At 48.7% G+C, this 265-nt stretch carries 1 pseudogene; it reads left to right on the top strand.

The features are described from left to right. Positions 1 to 265: pseudogene (locus LKX83_RS32575) on the top strand (thiamine pyrophosphate-binding protein); the annotation flags it as partial.

Below are 265 nucleotides of genomic sequence, written 5' to 3'. Positions count from 1 at the left end.
ATTTAGTGCACGGGTCGAGCGAGGGGATTTGTTCCCGATATATTTCAAGCATGCTCTAGAACGAGCGCTCACCGGAGCCAAGGGTCCGGTACATCTATCGATTCCGCTTGACGTATTGCTTGAAGATGTAGGGGCATTTGATGTCTTATCCGAACAAAAGAGGTTTCCACTGACTTCTGAAGGCATACAGGCAGTCATCCCTCTCATCGAACAGGCACAAAATCCGGTAATGATTCTTGGCAAAGGTGTTCACTCTGCCTTTGCC

This window comes from Cohnella baijiui (assembly GCF_020731285.1).
Taxonomy (GTDB): Bacteria; Bacillota; Bacilli; order Paenibacillales; family Paenibacillaceae; genus Cohnella.
The sequence above is the reverse complement of the archived record's forward strand: the minus strand, read 5'-3'. Positions and strand labels throughout refer to the sequence as shown.